The sequence below is a fragment of the Hydrocoleum sp. CS-953 genome (genome assembly GCF_002260545.1).
In the GTDB taxonomy this organism is placed as follows: Bacteria; Cyanobacteriota; Cyanobacteriia; order Cyanobacteriales; family Microcoleaceae; genus Trichodesmium.
In genome coordinates, this window is the sequence record NZ_LGSU01001139.1 from 1 (window position 1) to 7,170 (window position 7,170).

Here is a 7,170-nt window from a genome sequence, read left to right on the forward strand (position 1 = left end):
TGTGCCCCTAAATATTGTGTAAATTGATTTTTCTAGTGTCAAATCTTTAATTTGGGCTTGCTTAATAAGTCTTTTAATAGCGGGAAGGAAAAAGGATCCGAAAACTTCAATAAATTCTTGTACTAAATAAAATTTTCCTTCCTCTTCAAAATAGTCAAAAAATTTAGGTATTTGATTATGTTTTCCCAAGTTTTGTAAAGTTTTTGCTTCTTTTTCAAATAATTTTTTAGCCACTTGAAAAACTTTCGGTCTGGGGTCTGATGGAGCTAACTGTTTAACTACACATTGAGGTTGATTAGGAAGGTCTAAATCAACTGCTAGGTAAGTAGTTCCAAAGCTACCTTTTCCTAACTCTGATATAATTTTATAACGATTGATAAGTATTTTGTTAGTCATTGTTTTTCTGATGAAGTTATAGCGCTATGCACAAGTTAAAAGTCAGTAGGGGCGAATGGCCATTCGCCCCTACAAAAGCTATTCGCCTCTACAAAAGTAATTTCTGAGTGAGTTTGAGCATTTAGCTAGAAAATATACCTTTGCTCTAAGTCTTCTCGACTTTCACAGGCGATCGCCTCTCCATCTACTAAGGACAATTTTTTGCTAATTTCCCGCAAACCAGATATAGCTTCTCTTGCTTTTTGTTTATCAAAATTGAGGTGGAATTTCTTGAAGACTGAATTTAAGTAATCTTTAAGGCTCAAATATTTATGGGTAAATTTAATTTTNGAAAATATACCTTTGCTCTAAGTCTTCTCGACTTTCACAGGCGATCGCCTCTCCATCTACTAAGGACAATTTTTTGCTAATTTCCCGCAAACCAGATATAGCTTCTCTTGCTTTTTGTTTATCAAAATTGAGGTGGAATTTCTTGAAGACTGAATTTAAGTAATCTTTAAGGCTCAAATATTTATGGGTAAATTTAATTTTTGAGCTTCTTTTGCTAGGCGATGGTAGTTTTGGGAACTTAATTTTATAGTTAGTAATTTGGATTCACTCATAATTGCTTTATTGAAAAAAAATATTACTTTAAATTATAGTATAGTAAGATCATGTCCGGATAATCGGGGAAGTCAGCAATTTTGGTTTTTCATCTTGCAAAAGTTCTTTTAAGATTACAATAACTTTTTGGTTTAAGCTGCAATTATTTTGATTAGCTAATTGTTGAATTTTTGCCATTAATTCATCAGGTAAATCATTAATTGTGATGTTAGCCATAATTATTTTCTTGATTTTTTTAGTTTGATTTACATTTTAAGATTTTAACTAATTAATACTAACTATGGTTGTTCAAGTTAAAGATTGGCGGAGTCATTGCGAGTGGAAAGGAGTGGAAGGAAGCAATCTCTGGTAGTTTTGAAGATGGCTTCGGGGGGTTGAAATTTATGCGATAGACTTTGGTTTTTTTGTACCCCCTCGCCATGACAATTAAGTTCAGTTAATTGGGGGAGTCATTGCGAGTGGAACGGAGTGGAAGGAAGCAATCTTTAGTAGTTTTGAAGATGGCTTCGGGGGATTAAAATTTACTGGGTAGACTTTGGTTTTTTTGTACCCCCTCCCCATGACAATTGGGGGAGTCATTGAGAGTGGAACGGAGTGGAAGGAAGCAATCTTTAGTAGTTTTGAAGATGGCTTCGGGGATTAAAATTTACTGGGTAGACTTTGGTTTTTTTGTACCCCCTCCCCATGACAATTGGGGGAGTCATTGCGAGTGGAACGGAGTGGAAGGAAGCAATCTTTAGTAGTTTTGAAGATGGCTTCGGGGGATTAAAATTTACTGNGTCATTGAGAGTGGAACGGAGTGGAAGGAAGCAATCTTTAGTAGTTTTGAAGATGGCTTCGGGGGGTGGAAATTTACTGGGTAGACTTTTGGTTTTTTGTACCCCCTCGCAATGACAATTAAGTTCATATTTTAATCGCAGGTGAAACGGAGTGGGGGTAAAAATTCTCAGTGTCAGGTATCGAAATGTTGAAATCAAGAAAACTCCCTACAAATTACTTCCTAAAACTTTTTTCTGTTGATTAATCAAAGGCTTATATGTTATGATGCTTACCAAGTTTTTTTGAGAGAGTTAATTTTAATCTTTTACATTAACTTCTATAGGCTAATTTCCCTTTATTTCAGGATATTCAAAGATGAAGAATTTTGATAATTAATAAAATTATAGATATCAATATATAGCAATTGCCACAGTTATCAGGCACATTTACGATCCCCCCTGCCCCCCTTAAAAAGGGGGGCAGGGGGGATCTTATGTAGGCTAATTTCCCTTTATTTAAGGATATTAAAGATGAAGAATTTTGATAATCAAGAAACTGTTTGTCAACTCATAAAAACCTCTCTCCAAACCTCTCCCCTGCAAGGGGAGAGGCTTTGAAACCCCCATTCCCTTGTAGCGAAGGGGGGCAGGGGGGTTAGGTTTTTGTGATTTATCAGTTCCATGCAGCACTTCTCAAACAGCTTCTCAAAAAATATACACATCAATATTTAGTAGGGGCGGGTTTAACCGAAAACCTTGATATAAACCCCATCTAGTTATCAAAACCCGCCCTCTTATTATTTAAACTAGGACTTACGCACCAGACCATATATATAGGGTTCAAAACTATAACGTTATAGTTTTTAAACTCTATGTATAGTACCTTTGCATAAGTAACGAATTAATACCTCCTAACCTCTAACTTCTGACTTTTGACTTTTGACTTCTGACTTCTAAAAGCTTCATACTTTGCCAAGATAAGAGAAAATCAATAACAGGGGCAAGTTAGTAAACTGTCCCTAAAAATTAGTAAACTTACCCAAAATTCTTAGATACTAGATTTATAACCAATAGTTTTAGAAAGTAAACAATGACCACATCTGCAAAATCTCCCACCTCTCCCAATTCTTGGCAAATGAGCGATCGCGAATCTGCCAATCTCCAAACAGTCACTCTCTACGATTCTGTTCAATCTCTCTCGGAAATATGGCCTAAAGCTGTCCAATATTTCGGCAAAACTACTGCCCTCCATGACCCCCACGTTAAACCAGAAGTAAAATTTACCTACGAACAACTGAACGAACAAATTCAAAAATTTGCTACTGGTTTACAAGCTTTGGGAGTTGTGTCCACAGAAAATGGCACATCTATCCCTTCAAGAGTGGCCTTATTTGCTGATAATAGTCCCCGGTGGATGATTGCTGACCAAGGCATTATTATGGCGGGTGGAGCAGATGTCGTTAGAAGTGGAACTGCTGATATAGAAGAATTGGTTTACATTCTTCAAGATAGTGGTAGTGTTAGTTTGGTCGTGGAAAATTTGGCCTTGTTGCAGAAATTGAGCGATCGCCTACAAGACCTACCTATACATTTAATTATTCTGCTATCCGAGGAAGACCCAAATTCTGACGCAAGTCTANTTATTATGGCGGGTGGAGCAGATGTCGTTAGAAGTGGAACTGCTGATATAGAAGAATTGGTTTACATTCTTCAAGATAGTGGTAGTGTTAGTTTGGTCGTGGAAAATTTGGCCTTGTTGCAGAAATTGAGCGATCGCCTACAAGACCTACCTATACATTTAATTATTCTGCTATCCGAGGAAGACCCAAATTCTGACGCAAGTCTACCAGTGGTCAAATTTTCCCAAGTTATTGCCGCAGGGGAAGAAAATTCTCTCAAACCAACTAATCAAAATCTGGAAACTCTGGCTACCCTACTCTACACTTCTGGAACTACTGGTAAACCGAAGGGAGTAATGCTCACCCACGGCAACCTACTTTATCAAATCAACCTGCTTGGCACAATCATTCAACCCAACCCAGGAGAAGTTACCCTGAGTATTCTGCCAACTTGGCATACTTTTGGACGCATAGGGGAATATTTTTCTCTCTCCCAAGGTTGTACCCAAATTTATACTAATAAGCGTTATTTGAAAAAAGATTTCCAAGAATATAAACCCCACTACGTCTTTTGTGTGCCCAGGGTTTGGGAATTAATTTATGAGGGAGTACAAAAACANTCAACCCAACCCAGGAGAAGTTACCCTGAGTATTCTGCCAACTTGGCATACTTTTGGACGCATAGGGGAATATTTTTCTCTCTCCCAAGGTTGTACCCAAATTTATACTAATAAGCGTTATTTGAAAAAAGATTTCCAAGAATATAAACCCCACTACGTCTTTTGTGTGCCCAGGGTTTGGGAATTAATTTATGAGGGAGTACAAAAACAGCTCAGGGAACAACCAGCAAGTAAACAAAAATTAGCCAACTTTTTCTTCGGTATAAGTCAGCAATACATCACAGCTAGGCGTATTAGTCAAGGGTTAGTTTTACAACTTGACAAACCTTCTCAGTCTGAGAAATTCTTGGCAAGTTTAAAGAGTTGCCTATTATTGCCTCTTCATATTTTGGGAGAAAAAATTATTTATCAAAAAATCCGTCAAGCTACGGGAGGTCGGTTAAAATTTGCCGTGAGTGGGGGTGGTTCCCTGGCAATGCACTTAGAAAATTTCTTTGAAGCGGTTGGTATAGGTTTATTGGTGGGATATGGTTTAACAGAAACTTCCCCAGTTTTGACCGCCCGACACTATTGGGAAAATCTGCGGGGGTCTGCTGGAAGACCTATTCCGGGGGCTGAGATTAAAATAGTTGACCCAGAAAGTGGCAAAACTTTATCTCCTGGTGAGAAAGGAATAGTTTTAGCCCGGGGTCCACAAATTATGGCGGGTTATTATCAAAATCCTGAAGCGACGAATAAAGCTATTAATTCAGAGGGTTGGTTTAATACTGGTGATATTGGTTGGATGACTCCTAGAAATGATTTAGTCTTAACGGGGCGGGCAAAAGATACAATTGTTTTGACTAATGGGGAAAATATTGAACCTCAGCCGATTGAAGATGCTTGTGCCCGTAGTCAATATATAGACCAAATTATGTTGGTGGGACAAGACCAGAAATATTTGGGTGCTGTAATTGTACCTAATATTGAGGCTGTGGAAGAGTGGGCTGTCCAATCTAATCCTTCTGAGTCTGAACCCCAGATTAATTGGGAAAGTCAGGAGGTTCAAGAGTTATTCCGTCAAGAGTTGAATCGAGAGGTAAAAAATCGCCCCGGATATCGGCCAGATGACCGTATTGGTCCTTTTCGCTTGATTCTGGAGCCGTTTACGATTGAGAATGGCATGACAACTCAAACAATGAAGATTAAACGTCCGGTTGTTACGGAACATTACCGCGATATGATTAACAGAATGTTTGATTAATGACTATTGTGGATTTTGGATTTTTTATCTCAATTTAGATGCTCTGAAATCTTAAAGTCTATAGTCAATTTTCTCGCGCGTATTTGTAAACACAAAAGAAACTAACAAGAACAATTTTATGGAGTATTCTCAAACACAATTACTTCTAAAGCGAGCGATTAATGTTAAAGTAGTCGTTACCCCACGCTGGAAAGAAGAAGCTCAACAACAATTACAAAGCCAAATTAATAATTTAGATAGTCAGTTACAACAGCTAGAAATGCAAGGGCAAAAGGCAATTTCTGAAATGCAAANTTCTAAAGCGAGCGATTAATGTTAAAGTAGTCGTTACCCCACGCTGGAAAGAAGAAGCTCAACAACAATTACAAAGCCAAATTAATAATTTAGATAGTCAGTTACAACAGCTAGAAATGCAAGGGCAAAAGGCAATTTCTGAAATGCAAAAGCAAAGCGTACAACCTCCTGGTCCTCAAGTACAACAGCAGATTGAGAATATTCAAATTCAGGTAAATCAAAAGAAAAATGAGCTTTTGGAGCAGAAAAATCAAGCTCTACAACAACTACAACAAGTACAAACATTAGAATTAGAACAACAAGTTAGTCAGGGTCAAATTGAAAGTGTATTTACGGCGGATATTGGAGATAATTTGATCAAAAAAATGCAAGTAGAAATTCTGCTCCGGGATGGGGTTATTGAGGAAGTACGAGGTGAAGTTTAAACAGAAATAAGAAGTATAGAAAAGTATTTTTTATGGGAATATAGGGATAATTAGGAAAAAGAAAAATGGTATTTCATTAATGGATAATTGGTAATGGATAATTGATAATTACCTCTCCCTAAAAGGGAGAGGATTGACCAATAAGGAAAAGATTTATTTCTCTTGCTTGGTCGATTAGAGATGGCGTTTAGCTGGCGCACAACTTTCCGTTCCGGAATGCTTCGCAAACGCACTTCGGCTGTCGCCGACATATAAAGCGTTAGCGCAGCTCCTCTGGAAGAGGCAACTCCTCTGCAAGAGGCAGCGGCTCTGCAAGAGCGGGAAACCTTTTCCTCCGGGACGCTTCGCCTTAGCAAATGCCATCTCATCCTGACGGACTGCTTCGCAAACGAACGCTTTTTTCCCCTTGAAAGGGGAGGCTTCAAGGCGTGAATTATCTAAATTATTTAATTGCTTAAATATTAATTATTTCGGTAATAAATAATTAGGGTTTGCTGAAAAAAGTAGAGTGTGGGAAGAGTAGGAAGACAGAGAAAGTAGGAGAGTAATTGTCAAAGTTATTTTTCTACTATTGTCGGCCTAAAATCCTAAGTTTTTGGTAGCTTAAGCTTATTTATTTGTACTTTTTTTCAATCTAAAAAGCATGAATATCAAGCATTTCAATGTTTTGAGATTTAATCAGTAAGCCATAATTAAATATCGGGAATTGATAATATATTGGTTCTGAAATTAATTGAGATGAATCTACTTTTTTTCTTGTCCCTTTGCTTTATATTCCTGTTACCTAAGAGCTAATTTCTTACGTTCTAATTTCTTCTTCCATTGCAATCAACTAATAGCCAATCCCACAAATAAAGTTCCTCGAAATTCAGAATTTATTTGGGGTTGTAAATCAACTCAAAAAAATCTATATTTATTATTGAATAAAAGATAGTAGTTAGCAGATAAGTTTATTCTCATTATTTGGCTAACAGGATATAGAGAGGTTCTGAATTAACTCGAAGAAAACGGCATTAGGTATTAGATACTAGGTTTAAAATTCGCCCTTGGGTTCAGAATTTTTATCTAAATTCTGTAAGACTGGCAGATATTGGGGAGTGCTTTTCAAGCCTTCACTAAACATAAGATTTTCTGCTCTTTAAGAGCTTCCCAGGTCTGAATTTACCACTAATTAGGGTTTGCTGAAAAAGTCTTTTTTAAGGAGTAGGGGAG

5 protein-coding genes and 3 pseudogenes are annotated in these 7,170 nt (G+C 37.3%); 5 read left to right on the forward strand and 3 right to left on the reverse strand.

Annotation, left to right across the window (positions count from 1 at the left end):
- The 3 genes from AFK68_RS17845 to AFK68_RS36960 all read right to left on the reverse strand — a co-directional run.
- On the reverse strand, window positions 1–396 hold a 396-nt coding region (locus AFK68_RS17845; protein WP_168186528.1), incomplete at its 3' end, for a protein kinase.
- A gap of 125 nt (window positions 397–521) precedes the next feature.
- Window positions 522–725, reverse strand: a 204-nt coding sequence (locus AFK68_RS17850) for a hypothetical protein (RefSeq protein WP_210407476.1), incomplete at its 5' end; no start/stop codon positions are given.
- Window positions 726–1,047: 322 nt separating this feature from the next.
- Entirely contained in the window at window positions 1,048–1,215 is a 168-nt protein-coding gene (locus AFK68_RS36960; RefSeq protein ID WP_168186529.1) for a hypothetical protein, read from the reverse strand.
- A 1,632-nt stretch (window positions 1,216–2,847) separates the two neighbouring features.
- Here AFK68_RS36960 and AFK68_RS17865 point away from each other — a divergent pair.
- From AFK68_RS17865 to AFK68_RS17885, 5 genes and pseudogenes are all read left to right on the forward strand, one after another.
- Window positions 2,848–3,396: AMP-binding protein (locus AFK68_RS17865; RefSeq protein ID WP_210407477.1), on the forward strand; the 549-nt coding region annotated here is incomplete at its 3' end.
- A gap of 1 nt (window position 3,397) precedes the next feature.
- A pseudogene (locus AFK68_RS41980) lies at window positions 3,398–3,995 on the forward strand (AMP-binding protein); the annotation flags it as partial.
- Between the two features lies 1 nt (window position 3,996).
- Window positions 3,997–5,239 (forward strand): annotated as a pseudogene (locus AFK68_RS17875) (AMP-binding protein); the annotation flags it as partial.
- 118 nt (window positions 5,240–5,357) lie between these two features.
- Window positions 5,358–5,532: YlqD family protein (locus AFK68_RS17880; RefSeq protein WP_246844258.1), on the forward strand; the 175-nt coding region annotated here is incomplete at its 3' end.
- Window position 5,533: 1 nt separating this feature from the next.
- Window positions 5,534–5,958, forward strand: a pseudogene (locus tag AFK68_RS17885) (YlqD family protein); the annotation flags it as partial.
- Window positions 5,959–7,170 lie beyond the last annotated feature (1,212 nt).

Excerpts from the sequence above, each read along its gene's own strand:
- AFK68_RS36960 (WP_168186529.1), bottom strand. The coding sequence starts at position 1,215 with ATGGCTAACATCACAATTAATGATTTACCTGATGAATTAATGGCAAAA.